12 protein-coding genes and 1 pseudogene are annotated in these 15,666 nt (G+C 65.2%); 9 read left to right on the forward strand and 4 right to left on the reverse strand.

Annotated elements, in window-relative coordinates; genetic code table 11:
- Nucleotides 1-73 precede the first annotated feature (73 nt).
- The 3 genes and pseudogenes from CCUG20998_RS12615 (at nucleotide 74) to CCUG20998_RS12625 (ending at nucleotide 3,796) form a co-directional block, all read left to right on the forward strand.
- Nucleotides 74-1,720, forward strand: a complete 1,647-nt coding sequence (locus CCUG20998_RS12615; protein WP_020728892.1) for a class I adenylate-forming enzyme family protein — start codon at nucleotides 74-76, stop codon at nucleotides 1,718-1,720.
- Nucleotides 1,707-2,480, forward strand: a complete 774-nt coding sequence (locus tag CCUG20998_RS12620) for a class II aldolase/adducin family protein (RefSeq protein WP_020728893.1) — start codon at nucleotides 1,707-1,709, stop codon at nucleotides 2,478-2,480. The genes CCUG20998_RS12615 and CCUG20998_RS12620 overlap by 14 nt, the downstream gene beginning before the upstream one ends.
- Nucleotides 2,481-2,527: 47 nt before the next feature.
- Nucleotides 2,528-3,796 (forward strand): annotated as a pseudogene (locus CCUG20998_RS12625) (amidohydrolase family protein).
- Nucleotides 3,797-3,854: 58 nt separating this feature from the next.
- Here CCUG20998_RS12625 and CCUG20998_RS12630 read toward each other — a convergent pair.
- Complete coding sequence (locus tag CCUG20998_RS12630; protein ID WP_012394342.1) at nucleotides 3,855-4,271, reverse strand: CBS domain-containing protein; 417 nt, start codon at nucleotides 4,269-4,271, stop codon at nucleotides 3,855-3,857.
- A gap of 167 nt (nucleotides 4,272-4,438) precedes the next feature.
- On the opposite strand from CCUG20998_RS12630, the gene CCUG20998_RS12635 reads away from it, so the two are divergent.
- A complete protein-coding gene (locus CCUG20998_RS12635) occupies nucleotides 4,439-5,389 on the forward strand; it encodes an alpha/beta hydrolase (RefSeq protein ID WP_020728896.1) in 951 nt (316 codons plus the stop codon).
- On the opposite strand, the gene CCUG20998_RS12640 is transcribed toward CCUG20998_RS12635, so the two are convergent.
- Complete coding sequence (locus tag CCUG20998_RS12640) at nucleotides 5,386-7,359, reverse strand: flavin-containing monooxygenase (RefSeq protein ID WP_020728897.1); 1,974 nt, start codon at nucleotides 7,357-7,359, stop codon at nucleotides 5,386-5,388. The two genes, CCUG20998_RS12635 and CCUG20998_RS12640, sit on opposite strands and share 4 nt — an antisense overlap.
- Before the next feature lie 246 nt (nucleotides 7,360-7,605).
- Between CCUG20998_RS12640 and CCUG20998_RS12645 the strand changes: the two genes are divergently transcribed.
- Together CCUG20998_RS12645 and CCUG20998_RS12650 are read left to right on the forward strand one after the other, a co-directional pair.
- Nucleotides 7,606-8,403, forward strand: a complete 798-nt coding sequence (locus CCUG20998_RS12645; protein WP_012394345.1) for an SDR family NAD(P)-dependent oxidoreductase — start codon at nucleotides 7,606-7,608, stop codon at nucleotides 8,401-8,403.
- A 59-nt stretch (nucleotides 8,404-8,462) separates the two neighbouring features.
- The gene (locus CCUG20998_RS12650) at nucleotides 8,463-9,140 is read left to right on the forward strand and encodes a hypothetical protein (RefSeq protein ID WP_020728898.1); all 678 of its coding nucleotides are present in this window, start codon (nucleotides 8,463-8,465) and stop codon (nucleotides 9,138-9,140) included.
- A gap of 24 nt (nucleotides 9,141-9,164) precedes the next feature.
- Here the strand turns inward: CCUG20998_RS12650 and fadD1 are convergent, their stop codons facing one another.
- Nucleotides 9,165-10,757, reverse strand: coding sequence for a fatty-acid--CoA ligase FadD1 (fadD1, locus tag CCUG20998_RS12655; RefSeq protein ID WP_020728899.1), 1,593 nt, complete (start codon nucleotides 10,755-10,757; stop codon nucleotides 9,165-9,167).
- On the reverse strand, nucleotides 10,754-10,924 hold the full coding sequence (locus CCUG20998_RS27640) for a hypothetical protein (protein WP_020728900.1): 171 nt from the start codon (nucleotides 10,922-10,924) through the stop codon (nucleotides 10,754-10,756). The genes fadD1 and CCUG20998_RS27640 overlap by 4 nt, the downstream gene beginning before the upstream one ends.
- A 260-nt stretch (nucleotides 10,925-11,184) precedes the next feature.
- On the opposite strand from CCUG20998_RS27640, the gene CCUG20998_RS12665 reads away from it, so the two are divergent.
- The 3 genes from CCUG20998_RS12665 (at nucleotide 11,185) to CCUG20998_RS12680 (ending at nucleotide 15,638) form a co-directional block, all read left to right on the forward strand.
- Nucleotides 11,185-12,900: an alpha/beta fold hydrolase gene (locus CCUG20998_RS12665; protein WP_231389670.1), complete on the forward strand. Its 1,716-nt coding sequence runs from the start codon at nucleotides 11,185-11,187 to the stop codon at nucleotides 12,898-12,900.
- A gap of 100 nt (nucleotides 12,901-13,000) precedes the next feature.
- Nucleotides 13,001-13,972 carry an IS481 family transposase gene (locus CCUG20998_RS12670; RefSeq protein WP_116269109.1) on the forward strand — a complete coding sequence of 324 codons (972 nt, stop codon included), beginning with the start codon at nucleotides 13,001-13,003 and terminating at the stop codon, nucleotides 13,970-13,972.
- A gap of 436 nt (nucleotides 13,973-14,408) precedes the next feature.
- Complete coding sequence (locus CCUG20998_RS12680; protein ID WP_116269110.1) at nucleotides 14,409-15,638, forward strand: FAD-dependent oxidoreductase; 1,230 nt, start codon at nucleotides 14,409-14,411, stop codon at nucleotides 15,636-15,638.
- Nucleotides 15,639-15,666 lie beyond the last annotated feature (28 nt).

The following is a 15,666-nucleotide window of genomic DNA, read 5'->3' on the forward strand; positions in this document are numbered from 1 at the left end:
TCCTGGGTGCGGGGCCGACACCAACCGTCGCGGGTCGGTGTGGAGCGGCACGTTATTTTCCTATCATTTGGTTATGGCTGTCGGTCGGCGCGATGTGGCGGGATCTCCGGCATTCAGCACCCAGGAGGCGATCCGCTACCACGCCGCAGGCTGGTGGTCCGACTCGACGCTATCGGACGCGGTAAGACGAAACGCCGAATGCTCGCCGCATCATGCCGCCTATATCGACTACCCGGCGTCACTGCTAACGTGGAGTGAATTCGACTGTGCGGCAACCAGTCTAGCCGAACAGCTGGCCGGAACTGGCGTGCTGCCCGGCGACCGGGTGGCGGTATGGCACGGCGACTGCGCCGCGCTACATGCGTTGTTCATCGCCATCGAGCGCTGTGGCGCCGTGGTGGTGGGCATCGGTGCACGCGCCGGTGTCCGGGAAGCCACCCAGATATTGCGCGCCGCGCAGGTCAAGCTCCTGGTCAGCGACGCCCCGCGCAGCGCCGCCGCGACCGAGGTGAGCGCACAGCTTCCGGTGCCCTCGGGTGTCTTAGTGCGCGAGGGTAAAACGCTGCGCTTCGACGGTAAGCCGGTGCCGGTGGCGCCCGAAAATGGGCTCGAAAGCGAGCTCGGAAACGAGCGACGCCTCGGTCCCGATGATGTGTTCCTGATCAACTCCACCTCGGGCACCACGGGGGCACCCAAATGTGTGGTGCATACCCAGAACCGTTGGCACTACTTTCATCAGCACGCGGTCGCCAATGGCATGTTGACGCCGCAGGACGTAGTCCTGCCGGTGATTCCCATGCCCTTCGGATTCGGCATCTGGACCAGCCACACCACACCCATTTACCTGGGGGCCAGCGCGGTGATTCTGGATCGGTTCACGACGCTGGCCGCATGTGAGGCAATCGCTCGGCACCGGGTCACGGTGTTGTGCTGTGTCAGTACCCAATTGACGATGCTCATGGCCGACCACTGGTGCCGGGCCTATGATCTGAGCTCGCTGCGGGTCGTCTTCGCCGGCGGCGAGGCGTTGCCGTACCGGCGCGCCACTGAGTTCGAGGATCTCACCGGCGCAACCATTCTGCAGTTCTATGGCTCCAACGAGACCGGATTGCTCAGTGCGACCACCTTGCGCGACTCGCGGGAGCGTCGCCTCAGGACGGGTGGGCGGGTTGTTCCGGAAATGTCGGTGCGGCTTTTCGACGGGGACCGTGACGTCACCGCGTCGGGCCGGGGCCAGCCCGCGTGCCGCGGCCCGGCGACCAGCCTCGGCTATCTGGGCGGAACCGATCACGAGAAGTTGTTCACCCGGGACGGGTGGATGCGCATGGGTGATATCTGCGAGATCGATCCGGACGGCTATCTGACCGTCACCGGCCGGACCTCGGACTTCATCTTGCGCGGCGGAAAGAACATCAGCGCCGGTCAGGTCGAGGATGCGGCGCTGACCCACCCGGCCGTCGCGATCGCTGCGGCGGTGTCGATGCCCGATCCGGTTTTCGGGGAGAAGGTCTGCCTCTACGTCGAGCTCGCCGACTCGCAGCGCCTCGATCGAACCGAACTCGTCGAGCACCTCTTGGCGCTGGGGTATTCCAAAGAACTACTGCCCGAACGACTCGTCGTGGTCGACGAACTGCCTCGATCCTCCGGCGGCAAGATTGCCAAAGGGCAGCTTCGAGACGATATTCGAGCCAGGATGGAGGCCGAGCATGAACGCTCCTGACGCACGCCAAGGTGGCCTGCAGGTATGGGCGCCATCGGTGATTCCTCCGATCGGTGTGGAGCTATCCGATGCGCAGGCGCTCGCCGTTGCCTTCCGCCACCTCGCGGGCATCGGGTTCGCAGAGAACATGGCCGGTCACATCACCTGGCAGCCCGACGGCCAAACCGACATGCTGGTCAATCCATGGGGGCTGTGGTGGCAGGAACTCACCGCCTCGGATATCTGCACGGTGGACGCCGACGCGCGGGTGGTCAAGGGCCGGTGGGACGTCACTCCCGCGATCCATATCCACACTCAGTTGCACCGAGTTCGCGACGATGCTCGCGTGGTCATCCACAACCACCCGTACTACGTGTGTGTCCTGGCGGCCCTGGGCCGGCTGCCGGACCTGGTGCACCAGACCGGATCGCTCTTCCTCGACGACATGTGCCTGGTCGAAAGCTATGACGGCGAAATCGACAGCGCCGCGCGTGCGGCCGACCTCGCGGCACATATCGGAAGCGCAAACCTGACGATTCTGGCCAACCACGGCGTCATCGCCACCGGCCGCAATCTCGCCCAAGCCGTCTATCGCGCGGCGTCGATCGAACGAGTATGCAAGCTGGCCTACGACGTGATGCTCACCGGTGCAGAACCCACGCAGATGAAATGGTCCGATATGGCCGGCATGCGGTCATCGCTGATCGAACGTGCTGCCGACGTCTATTGGGCGGGGGCGGCACGGATGACCATCAAGGCCGACCCGGACGTACTGAGCTGAGCTCCGATGACCGCGAATCACCCAGCACTGCAGAGAGATTGCCGACGATGAAATCGATCGACGAACTGGCCAGCGACCTCAGCTTCACCACGGCGAAGACCGGCGCAGACCGCAGCGTCACTTTCTTGCCGGATCCGCCCAGGGCGCGGCGCCGCTACACGGTGATTTCGGTGGACGATCACATCGTCGAACCGCCCGACACCTTCACCGGACGTCTGTCGCAGAGGTTCGCCGACCGCGCACCACGAGTCGTCGAGACCGATGACGGCGGACAGGTGTGGGTCTACGACGGACAGGTACTGCCCAACGTCGGGTTCAACGCGGTGGTAGGGCGACCCGTCTCAGAATACGGCTTCGAGCCGGTGCGCTTTGACGAAATGCGAAGGGGCGCGTGGGATATTCATGAGCGCATCAAGGACATGGATCTCAATGGTGTCTACGCATCGCTGAACTTCCCGTCGTTTCTGCCGGGGTTTGCCGGCCAGCGGCTGCAGCAGGTGACCAAGGATCCCGAGCTCGCCTGGGCCGCGGTGCGGGCCTGGAATGACTGGCACCTGGAAGCTTGGGCTGGACCATATCCGGAGCGGATCATTCCCTGCCAGCTGCCCTGGCTGCTGGATCCCAGCGCGGGCGCGCAGCTGATCCATGAGAACGCCGAGCGCGGATTTCGCGCCGTCAGCTTCAGCGAGAACCCCGCGATGCTCGGACTGCCGAGCATTCACTCGGGCCACTGGGACCCGATGATGGCGGCGTGCGCCGAGACCGGCACGGTGGTGAACCTACATATCGGATCGTCGGGTTCGTCCCCGTCGACCACCGATGACGCACCTGCGGATGTCCCGGGCGTGCTGTTCTTCGCCTACGCCATCTCCGCGGCCGTGGACTGGCTGTATTCCGGCCTGCCCAGCAGATTTCCGGATCTCAAGATCTGCCTGTCCGAGGGGGGAATCGGTTGGGTTGCCGGACTGCTCGATCGTCTCGACCACATGCGCAGCTATCACGAGATGTATGGCACTTAGCGGGCCATGGGCGAAAGTTTGACGCCGGCAGAGGTTTTCACGCGAAACTTCTGGTTCTGCGCGGTGGAGGACAAGTCCTCGTTCGTGCAGCATCATCGAATCGGTACGGAAAACATCATGGTGGAATCCGACTATCCGCACTGCGATTCGACCTGGCCGCACACCCAGCAGACCATGCATGAACAACTCGACGGACTGCCCGCGGACGTGATTCGCAAGATCACTTGGGAGAATGCGGCGCGGCTCTACCAGCACCCGGTACCGGTCGCCATCGCGCAGAATCCAGAGGCATTCTGAGGATTGTCACGGCCGATCCGGGCCGGCCGAGAACGACGCAGAGCCGCCGCGCACCGCCCTAGTCCGAGTCCAAAACGGCATCGGAGCAGTAGACGCCGAGCAGGTCACGAGCCGAGACGATCCCCGCCGGTATGCCATCGTGTTCCACCAGAACGTGGCGAATGTAGTGTTCCATCATCTGGTTCGCTACCTGATCGACGGTGGCGTCGGAGTCGCACCACACCAGTTTGGTGCTGGCAACGTCGAGGGCGGGCACCGTATTCGGATCCTTGCCGGTCGCTACTACGCGAACCACATCGCGTTCGCTCACCAGGGCGGCAGGCCGGTCGTCGTCCCCGATCACGATCGCTCCGACGTTGTCGGCGATCATCGCGTTGGCGACGTCGGCGACCGTGGCGTCAGCGACAACTCGCGCGACGGGGTCGCCGGTAACGGTGGAGATCGACAGCGATCCGGCACTAGGAAGGGTAGTCACCCACCTATGCTCACCTAGCCTCGTGTGCACACTCAAGTGACTTGAGTCATTAATTCAGATGGCCTTGGGTAGCGGGCATGTCCGCCGACGGCCGCTAGGGTCGCCCGGGCCGCCGCCGGTACCGGTGTAGGCCCATGCGGACACCTCGATGTGCGATCGTATGGTGCATGCAAGCCCGTTCCGATGGTCCGCCGGCCTTCACCAAGCCCGACGCAATCGACCCCGCCTTGCGGGCGATCTCCCGGATCCTGCCGCGAGGCTATGGGTTGCATCGCGGCCTCAAGCTGCCACGTGCGCTGATGAAGCTGGCTGGGATTACCGGACGTCTGCGCGATGTGCCGGTGGTGGCCGTCAACGACGCGGTCAGCGTGCGATTGCACCGGCCAGCCGGATTGCCGGATCCGGGCCCGGCCCTGCTCTGGATCCATGGCGGCGGAACGGTCATGGGCAGCGCCGCTCAGGAGGATCAGTACTGCCGCAAGTTGTCTCATCTGGCGGGCGTCGCGGTGGCCGCGGTGGACTACCGGTTGGCGCCCGAGCACCCCTATCCGACCCCCGTCGAGGACTGTTATGCGGCGTTGCTGTGGCTGCGCCAGCAGCCGTGGGTCGATCCGTCGCGGATCGCGGTGGCCGGTGCCAGTGCCGGCGGTCTTTTCGCGGCCACGCTGGTTCAGCTGGCCTGCGACCGCGGTCATGTGGAACCGGTGCTGCAGATGTTGGTGTACCCCATGCTCGACGACCGCACCGGCTCCGGTCCGAACGGCCACAAGCGCATCATGTGGAGCGAGCGGGACAACCAACAGGCGTGGCAGTTGTATCTGGCCGGGGCAGACCCCAGCACGGCCGCACCGGCGCGACGTGCCGACCTGTCGAATCTGCCGCCGGCCTGGATCGGCGTCGGAACGCTGGACCTGTTTCATCAGGAATGCCTCGACTATGCCGCGCGCCTGCGCGACGCGGGTGTCGAGGTCCATGAGCAGATCGCCGACGGTGCCTTCCACGCATTCGATCTGTTGGCGCCGAATGCGCCGGTGTCATTGGGGTTCTTCGCCAGTCAGTGCCAGTTCCTGCGAACGCACCTGCACGCCAGCGTCAGCGACCAGCCTCAGGCCCCCTAGCGCCGAAACTCGTAGTGGTTGCGGTCGGGGCGGTTGGTCCAGTTCCAATAGTCCAGGATGCGCCAGGCGAACAGGGTGGGCGCATCACCCGCCGCGTTCTTGTAGTAGCTGCTGCACACCGCAGGGTGGGTATAGACCATGGTCTTGAGCTGCCGCTGGCTGCGCTGGTTGTAGTCACTACACACCCCGTCTCGCAGCACCGCGTAGCGAGCCCCCTCGGACAGCACCATGTCGATACAGCCCAGGATGTAGCGCATCTGGCACTCGGAGTTGTAGATGATGCTGGCGCCGTTGACGGCGTTGGTACCCGGGCCGTACATGCAATAGAAGTTGGGGAAACCGGGCACGCTGATGCCGAGATAGGCGTAGGCGGCGTCGCCCCACAGGTCGTTGAGCTCAATGCCGTCCAAGCCCCGAACGCGGATGGGCCCCAGCTGATGGTTGACGTCGAATCCGGTGGCCCAGATCAAGACGTCGGCCGGCCGGTGCACACCGTCGCGGGTGATCACCCCGTGGGCGGTGATCTCGGCAACGCCCTCGCGGATGAGCTCGACATCGTCACGCTGCAAGGTTTTGAGCCATGTTCCGTTGTCCTGCAGGGTACGTTTGCCCATCGGCGGATAGTTCGGCGTAACCTTCGCCAGCAGCCGTTCATCATCGGTGAAGGTCCGCATCCAGGCGATAAACAGCTCGCGGACTTGGTGATTGGCGGCACTGACCGACAAGCCGCCGTTCTCCCAGTCCGGGTCGATAACCGTCAGGTGCGCTGCACCGTCGGCGATCGGCCACCAGGTCACGAATCGCAGCCACCTGTCGTAGTAGGGGAGATGGCGCACCGCCCATTTGACCGGATCGCTGACGGCCGCGTGGTAGTTGATGTTGGGCGCCATCCATTGCGCGGTGCGCTGGTAGACGTCGACCCGTTCGGTGATGTCGGCGATGGCGGGTACCAGCTGAAAGCCGCTGGCGCCGGCTCCGATCACCGCGACCCGCTTGCTGGCGAGCTCAACGCCCTCCTCCCAATCGGCGGTGTGAAACGACGGACCCGCGAAATCCTTGCCGCCCTTGATGTCCGGGATCACCGGATTGCTGAACTGGCCGACCGCGCAGATGACCGCGCGTGCGCTGAGCACCTCGGCGCTGCCGTCGTGGCCGCGGATCCGCACCGCCCAGCTATCCGATTCGTCTTGCCAAGCGGCGCTGACAACTTCGGTGTTGAATCTGACATGCGGGGTGATCTCGTAGCGCTGGACCACGTCATTGAGGTAGTGCAGGATCTCGGGCTGCTCGGAGTAGGAATGCGACCAATGGTCGTTAGGCTCGAACGAGTACGCGTAGTAATGGTTCGCGATGTCCACGCGGCAGCCCGGATATCGGTTGGCCCGCCACGTGCCCCCGACCCCAGCCTGCTTCTCGATGATCACAAACGGCAGACCGGCTTGCTTGAGTTTGATTCCGGCCAGTAGCCCCGCTTCGCCACAACCGATGACCAAGACTGGGAAACCACTGCGTTGACTTGGACTGGACCGCAGCGGCGGGCCATCCTGGTCCGCGTCTGAGATCCGTAGATCCGCGGCAATGTAGTCGATGAATTCGTCGGTAACCTGACCGGCCGACGCCACGTCGAGCATGGTCTGCAGCTGGACCCGGTTCGGGAGGAACGGCGCCGGGCAGCCACGGTCACGGTGGTCGCGCACCACCTCGAAGGCACGCTCGCGGACGGTCTGTTTGTCCTCTTCGCTCATGCCGCCCTGGATGTCCATGGCGATCAGCATCGACGGGCCCGGAAGTTCGTCGAGCAAGCCCAAATTGCCGGTCATGTGCACCATCGACATCAGCAGCGCCGGAGCGCTGGCCTCGGCGAGGGCGGCCCGAATGACATCGTCGGAATCGTGGAACGGCATGCCGGTCAACCGCGCGGGCCCCGCGGGTACGGCGGACGGTGCGTGGCCACAATCGAAGAAGGCCATTGACATCAAGATGCGTACGGCCAGTCATCCATGGCCAGCCCCGGGCGGGGGTGCGGTCCAATGCCCGCTCGGTGAGTGCGCGCGCCGGCGCCCCCGCACGCCCCAAACCTACTCCCGCAGTGTGGTTCTCGGCCGGTCTCAAAGCGCCGGTCGATGCCTCGGTGCGCGGCGGCCGACCTCGGGCACCGGTGCGGCGGTGTCACGTCGGATCGAAGGCAACGGGCAGCGTCGGCTACCGTCGTCCCCATGGAACTATCCGGCAAGACTGTTCTGGTTACCGGCGCCACGGGCGGTCTCGGACGGGCGATCGCCTCGTCACTGGCCGACCGCGGTGCGGAGCTGATCCTGAGCTCGCGCAAGCCCGCGGAGCTCGACCAGCTCGCGGCATCGCTTCCGGGACGCAATCATCGCTCGATCGTCAGCGACCTCGCCGAACCGGGTGCCGCGCTGGCCCTGCTCGCCGAGGCGGGGGAGATCGACGTTCTGGTCGCCAACGCAGCCCTGCCAGCGTCCGGGAAACTGGAAACCTTCACCGCCGAGCAGGTGGATCGCGCGTTGCGGGTCAACCTAGAGATACCGGTCCAGATGACCCGCGAACTGATCCCGGCGTTCACCCAACGAGGGTCCGGGCATTTCGTCTTCGTCTCGTCCATTTCCGGCAAGACGGCCACCGCGCGTGCGTCGCTGTACGCGGCGACGAAATTCGGCATCCGCGGTTTCGCGCTGTGCCTGCGTGACGATCTGCGCCCGGCTGGGGTCGGCGTCTCGGTGGTGAGTCCCGGGGCGATCAGTGGCGCGGGCATGTTCGCGGACTCCGGTGCGACCGCTCCGCCGCTGATCGGTACCGGCACGCCCGATCAGGTCGGTGCCGCCGTGGTCACCGCGATCGAGCGCAATCGCGGCGAGGTCACCGTGGCGCCGCTACGCCAGCGGGCGCTGGCGCGCTTTGCCGCCAATGCCCCCGAGATCGCCTCGCGGCTGGCCGGGGGGATCGCGGCCAAGGCGGCCGACGAGATCGCCGCCGGCCAGCTGCACAAGCGCTAGCCCGAAGGGGGCGCGCGGCGGCGCTGACTATCCCCGCCGGTGATGGCATCCTGGCTTGGGTGGGGCTGCTGTTTCGGTTGGTCGAGTTGCTGGTGCTGATTGCGCCCATCGTCGGGCTGATCTATGCGGGCATCCGGGCGATCTCGTCGCTCAACAGGAGGTCGGGGGATGGAGCGGTCGATCACGCCCCGCAGGATCGCGCGGTTGGCCAGCCCGACGACGCCCTGCCCGGAAGCAAACCGGCCCAATGGCGGGCGATACGACGCGCGATCGACGCTCACGACGAAACGAACACGCGCTGGTTGGACTATGAACTCGACGTGGCCAAGCTCCTTGATTTCCCGGTGATGACCGACATGCGGGACCCGATCACGACCCGTTTTCACAAGGCGAAGTTGGCGGCGGACTTTCACCGTCCAATGCGGGCCGAAGATCTGCTGGACGACCGCGATGCGGCCAAAGAGTATTTCGATGCGGTGCAGAACTACGTCACCGCGTTCAACGCCGCCGAAGCCGAGGCGATGCGCCGGCGTAGAAGTGATTTCTCCCGAGAAGGTCAACAGCGGCTGGCTCGTGCCCAGAGCCTGCTGCGGGTGGCCGCGGATAGCTCCGCCACCGCCCAAGAACGCTCGCGGGCATACGACTTGGCCTGCAATGAACTCGACGGTCTCATGGTCTTGCCTGGCACTACCAGAGCCAGCATCGAACGCGGCATCGCCGGGGAGATAGATGGATAGCTACCGGCCGGCCCGGGCGCCGCGCTAGCGGCTCTCGTCGGAGGCTATTCGGTACCGGGTGCCGCGCTGCTCCCGCACCCACAGCGCCTCGTCCGGGCCGATGGCTGTCCCTTCGGCGATCAGCTGTCGCTTGAGCACCTTGTGGGTGGCGGTGCTGGGCAGATCTGCGGCGATCCGGACGTATCGCGGCCAGGCTTTGGCGGACAGGTCGGGTTGCGCGCGCAGAAACGCTTCAAGCGATTCGGGGGTGAACTGCTGGTCCCGGTGCGGCACGAAGGCGGCCATCACCTGATCGCCAACCCGGGCATCTGGGACCGCATATACCGCGACTCGGTTTACCGCATTGTGCCGCAACAGAATTCGTTCGATCGGGGCTGCCGCAAGGTTTTCGCCGTCTACCCGCATCCAGTCGGCGGTGCGGCCGGCGAGATAGATCCAGCCCTGTGAGTCTCGGTAGGCGAGGTCTCCGGACCAGTACATGCCATGGCGCATACGCTCGGCGTTGGCGCCGGGATCGTTGTAATAACCGGTGAAAAAGCCCGATCCCATGGTGTTGACCAATTCGCCCACCGCTTCGTCGGCGTTGGCCAGCGCTCCGTACTCATCGAAGCGTGCCACGGCGCACTCGGTGACGGAGTCGCTGTTGTACACGGCGACACCGTCGACACCCTTGCCGATCGAGCCCGGCGGCGTGCCCGGTTCACGGATCACGATGACGGCATTCTCGGTCGAGCCGAAGCCGTCCTCGACCTGGACTGCGAAACGTCGCGAGAACTCTTCGATGTCTTTCTCATTGGCCTCGTTGCCAAAAGCCACGCGCAGCGGATTCTCGGCGTCGTCGTCGCGTTCGGGCGTGGCAAGGATGTAGGCCAGTGGCTTGCCGACGTAGTTCATATAGGTTGCCTGATAGCGGCGAATGTCGTCCAGGAAGCCGGTCGCCGAGAACTTCGCCGGTGCGATCGCCGCGCCCGAGACCACCGCGGGTGCCCATCCAGCGACCACCGCATTGGAATGAAAAAGGGGCATGGACACATAGCAGGTGTCGTGAGCCGACAGCCCGAACCGTTCGGTCAGGCTGCGGCCGGCGAATGTGGGCATCAGGTGTGAAACCTGTACCGCCTTAGGGTTGCCGCTGGTACCCGACGTGAAGATCATCATGAACGGATCCATCATTTCGACTTTGCGGTGGGGGACCAGCGAACCGGCACCGCCAACCAGCTCTGCCCACCGAGGTGTCGAGGTATCGAAGATCTCTACATCCGCGAGGTCCAAACCATCCAGCAGCGAGCGATTCTCGGCATCGGTCACGATGATCTGGCATTCGGCGCGCCTGATGTCGGCGGCCAGTGCCTCGCCGCGCCTGGTGGTGTTCAGACCGCAGAGCACATAGCCACCCAGCCCGGCCGCGGCCATCTGGGTCAGCATTTCGGGCGTGTTGCCCAGCAAGGACCCGATATGTAGCGGGCGGTCCGGGTCGGCGGCGGCGATCAATCCGGCCGCGCGCGCGGCGGCCTCCGCCAGATACTCGCGCCAAGTCCATTGCAGATCATGATATTTCACGGCAATGCTGGAGTCGGACATGCGCTGTTGCAGCAGGGCCTGAATCGTCTCTGTCATTGATCAGGATCCGTATTCGTTGTGGGTTGGGGCAACTGGCGGGCGTGTCGCTTATCGACGATCAGCTGGGCTGCAATCATCCCGCGCAGGGCGGTCAGCAGGTGTTCGCCGATGGCAGTGCTGTGAATCGAACGGATCTGCAGCGGGCACAGACGCTTCTTCTCCATCGCCAGGATGGTCTCGGTAGATTTCCCAGGGCGCACCTATTCGGGCAACGCACGACACTTCGCTTCGTGGTGACCAGTCGAACCGAGACCAGCTTGCCACATGGTCGCGACCGCGGACAGGCGCCCTGACATTGGAGTACCGAGGTGCCGGCGGCCAATCGAGCAAGCCCTGACCTGTTGGTCGGCAACGGCGTCTTGGATGCCGGACACGCGTGGACCGAGGCCTATATTGTGGCAACGGCGGTCGCACAGCTCAAGCGATGTGCGGCGACCGTGATCAGGGCGTGGCCGGCGGGTGCGGCTCGACCGTGCAGGGCACCGCAGGGACCTACGCAATTGCTGCCACCGGCGGCGGTAACAACAACGATGGAGGGCGCGGTGCGGGGGGCGCGTCGATCGCGATGAGCGGCGGTATCGAAGGCGCTGGCATCGATTGCGCTAGCGAGCAGGGCACCGGCCAGCCGCAGGCCGCGGGGACGGCAGTCCCCGGCAGTTCCCGGCCGCGATGGGTTTTCTGGTGCCGCCTCCAAGCTGGCCCACGCAGAGCAACATGGCACCGCTGGTTTGGTCTGGCGGCGACGGTTCTGTCTGTTGCCGCGGGCACCTGCTGGGCCGCCGCTTGGGCGGGCGGATCTGACCAGTCGTCCGCACTGTCGGAATGGTCTCCATGCGCCGCTGCCAACGGCGCTGCCGGAATGCAATGCGCCATCCTCAACGTGCCGCTGGATTGGAACCTTGCTGAATCTGCCACGGCACAGGTCGCCGTGGCTCGGCTGCCCGCAACCGGAGCGCACAAGCTGGGGGTAATCGTCACCAACCCGGGCGGTCCCGGCATATCGGGCATCGACGATATGGCTTACAGCGGCAATTTTTGGGACCGGCTACGACAAGATTTCGACATCGTCACCTTCGATCCGCGCGGGGTAGGCGCGAGCCGGCCGGCCATCGCGTTGGCCGGCGATGAGCTCGTCGCCGCCGTCCGCAATCAACCCAGCATTCCGCGCACCGAGGCTCAGCGCCGGAGTCGTCTGGAGGGGACAACTCGGCTGGTGGATGCCGCGCAGCGGGGAGGCGTTCTGGGTTTAGTTGGGACGCGAGAGGTTGCACGCGACCTTGAGGCGCTGCGGGTCGCGATGAACGTGGAGAGCATCGACTACTTCGGATTTTCCTACGGCACCTACCTGGGGGTGGTGTATGCCGACATGTTCCCCGGCCGCACTCACCGCATCGTGCTCGATTCGGCCATGAATCCCGCCAACGACTACGCCACACTGCGCCACGATCAGGCTGTTGCTTTTGACCACGCTATCCGGGCTCAGTTCGACGCCCCAGAAATTCAACGCATCCAGGCGTTGATCGAGAGACTGGATGAAAGCCCCGTCGTGGGCGAAGACGGACGTGTGCTGTCGGGTTTGCGGTTGCTCAACTACGTCGAATCAGCGGCCTACGAACCGGAGACGTCGGTGCCGGTACTGCGAGAAGTGCTCGCCGAGGCCAGTCGGGGGAACTGGGCTCCGGTCATCGCCGCCGTGCACGGACCGGCACTTCTGGTTAACCCCGCTGATCTGCCCTATCTCTCGGTAGCGTGTCATGACCTGTCCACGCCCACCCAGGTTGGTGACGTTGCGGCGTTAGCCCGCGCCTGGTCACGTGAAGCCCCATTGACCGGGGCCAGCCGCGCGTGGTCCGTGCTGCCCTGCACCGTCTGGCCCACGCGGGCCGCCGCGCCGCCGCACCGGATGACGGCTGCGGGCTCCGGGCCGACGCTGGTGATCGGTGTCGCTGGTGACCCAGCGACACCGCCGCATTGGGGCCGCGATCTGGCTGCGACGCTCGAACACGGCCAATATTTGCAATGGGCTGGCGCCGGCCACGTCGCCTACGGCCGCGCCGGTGAGCCACTAGGCACAATCGTCAACGATTTCTTCGTCTCGGGCAGGTTGCCGCCTGCCGGCCTTGAGCTACCCGCCGACTAGGTGTCGTGACCTGGGAGGTTGTTAACGGCGTGCCTGCTTGAAAGTGGGAGGACCTCCTGACGGAGTGGATGTGTCTGGCATTCACCCGTAGGAGGTCCTTGTGTCTCACGCTAACGCCCGTACCAATGTGTTCGCTCGTCAGTTGATCGTTGAGCGCGTCGCCGCCGGGTGGCCGGCCGCGCATGTGGCTGAGCAACTGGGGATTTCGCGGGCAACGGTGTACAAGTGGCTGCGCCGGTATGCCGAGGGCGGTGATGCCGCGCTGGCCGACCGCTCGTCGCGGCCGATCCGGATGCCCAACCGTACGAGCCATCGGGTCGAACAGAAGGTACTCGCCACCCGCCAACGCCGTAAGCGCGGCGCTGTTGTGCTCGCCGCCGAACTCGAACTGAATCCCTCGACAGTCGGACGGATCCTGGCACGCCACCAGGTGCCACATCTGAGTGCAATCGACCCGATCACCGGCGAGGTGGTGCGCTCATCGCGGCGCAGCCCCAACCGCTACGAATACCCCACCCCGGGAGCCGGGGTTCATGTCGACGTCAAGAAGCTTGGCGCCATCCCCCCAGGCGGTGGATGGCGCCTGCACGGCCGCGACGCCGCGGTCTCAGTTGCCCACCGGCACAAGAAGACCAAGATCGGCTACGACTACGTGCACACCGCCATCGATGACTACACTCGGCTGGCCTACAGCGAAGTGCTCCCCGACGAGAAGGACCCGACGTGCGCTGGGTTTCTTCACCGGGCACTGGCCTGGTTCGCCGCCCACAGTGTGCGTGTGCGTCGGCTACTGACCGACAACGCGTTGGTCTACCGACACGGCACCGACTGGGGCTGGGTTTGTTCGGCCTGGCAGCTTAAACGCCGATTCAGTAAGCCCGGCTGTCCCTGGACCAACGGCAAAGCAGAACGTTTCAACCGGACCTTGATCAACGAATGGGCCTACGCCCGCCCCTGGACCAACAACACCCTACGTAGCCGCGGCCTTGACCAATTCCTTCGCCGCTACAACACTCGACGAGGCCACTCCGCCCTCGGCGGACGACCACCAATCAGCCGACTCGCTGTCTGACAACAACGTGTCAGGTCACAACAACTAGGACTTCACCTGCGGCGAACCTGGGGCCTGGTCAGGTGCTTGCTCCCCAGCGCCGGCACAGCACCGGAATTGGGTGCGGGTGCTGTTGGTGATCGTGGGCGCCGACCTCTCCTTGCGGGGCTGTGCGCGGGTCTGTTGCGGTTGGCTTGTGGGGCAGGTGTGTTCGAGCTCGGCGGTGATCGGCTTGACCGTGTCGCCGGGGTGGCGGGCGTTCCCAGCGTGTCGGCCTTTTGCCGCCCAGCGGCCAGATCGCTTGCTGCCAGGATGATTTCGCGTTGCGCGGTATCGAGGATGTTGCCGCTGCGGGCGTGCACGGTGTCTTGGACTCGAGCATTGTTTCGACCGCTGTGCGCCGATGAACTCCGCCCGGTCCGGCGTGCCATTGGACGCCCCTTATGCTTGTCCGCAAATGGGTGAGAAAACCACGTGCGCGATAATCGGCGGCGGCCCAGCCGGGATGGTTCTCGGGCTTCTGCTGGCCAGGGCGGGTGTAGAAGTCACGTTGCTGGAAAAGCACGGCGACTTTCTGCGCGACTTTCGCGGTGACACGGTGCATCCGACCACGATGCGGCTGCTCGACGAGTTGGGCTTGTGGGAACGCTTTGCTGAGCTGCCCTTCAGCGAAGTTCGCAAAGCGACGCTGGATACGAACGGGCGTTCGGTCACCTATATCGACTTCGGGCGGCTGAACCAACCGCACCCCTACGTCGCGATGGTGCCGCAGTGGGACCTGTTGAACCTGCTGGCCGAGGCCGCCCAAGCCGAGTCGAGCTTCACACTTCGGATGAATACCGAGGTGACCGGTTTGCTGCAGGAAGGCGGCCGCGTCACCGGAGTGCGCTATCAGGGCGCCGAGGGACCCGGTGAATTGCGGGCGGACCTGACCGTGGCGTGCGATGGGCGGTGGTCCATTGCCCGCCAGGCGGCCGGGCTCAAGGCGCGCGACTACCCGGTGAACTTCGACGTGTGGTGGTTCAAGCTGCCGCGCGAAGGTGATGCGGACTTTTCGTTCCTGCCGCGTTTCGGGCCGGGCAAGGGGCTGGGTGTCATCCCACGTGAGGGCTATTTCCAGATCGCCTACATCGGGCCCAAGGGGACAGACGCCAAGCTGCGTGAGCGCGGGATCGAGGAATTCCGGCACGACATCGGCGCACTGCTACCCGAAGCGGCCGAGTCCGTGGCCGGGCTGGCCTCCATGGACGATGTCAAGCATCTCAACGTGAAGGTGAACAGGCTGCGACGCTGGCACATCGATGGGCTGCTGTGTATTGGTGATGCCGCGCATGCGATGTCGCCGCTGGGTGGGGTGGGTATCAATCTTGCCGTTCAGGACGCGGTCGCGGCAGCGACCATCTTGGCCGAACCACTGCTAGGACACCGAGTCACCGGTCGGGACCTGGCGGCAGTGCGCCGCCGCCGCGTCATCCCGACCGTGATAACCCAGGCCGTGCAACGGTTACTGCACCGGCGGCTGCTGGGACCGCTGCTCCGCGGCCAGGACGCGACCCCGCCGGCGGCCCTGCTCGGCCTGGTCGAGCGGGTGCCGTGGCTGTCGGTGATCCCGGCCTACTTTGTCGGGGTCGGGGTCCGGCCCGAGCATGCACCCGCCTTTGCTCGCCGGGGCGGCCGCACCGACTGATCAGGTGACACCGGCGGTGCCGGCGCAA

The organism is Mycobacterium marinum, from assembly GCF_003391395.1.
GTDB lineage: Bacteria > Actinomycetota > Actinomycetes > Mycobacteriales > Mycobacteriaceae > Mycobacterium > Mycobacterium marinum.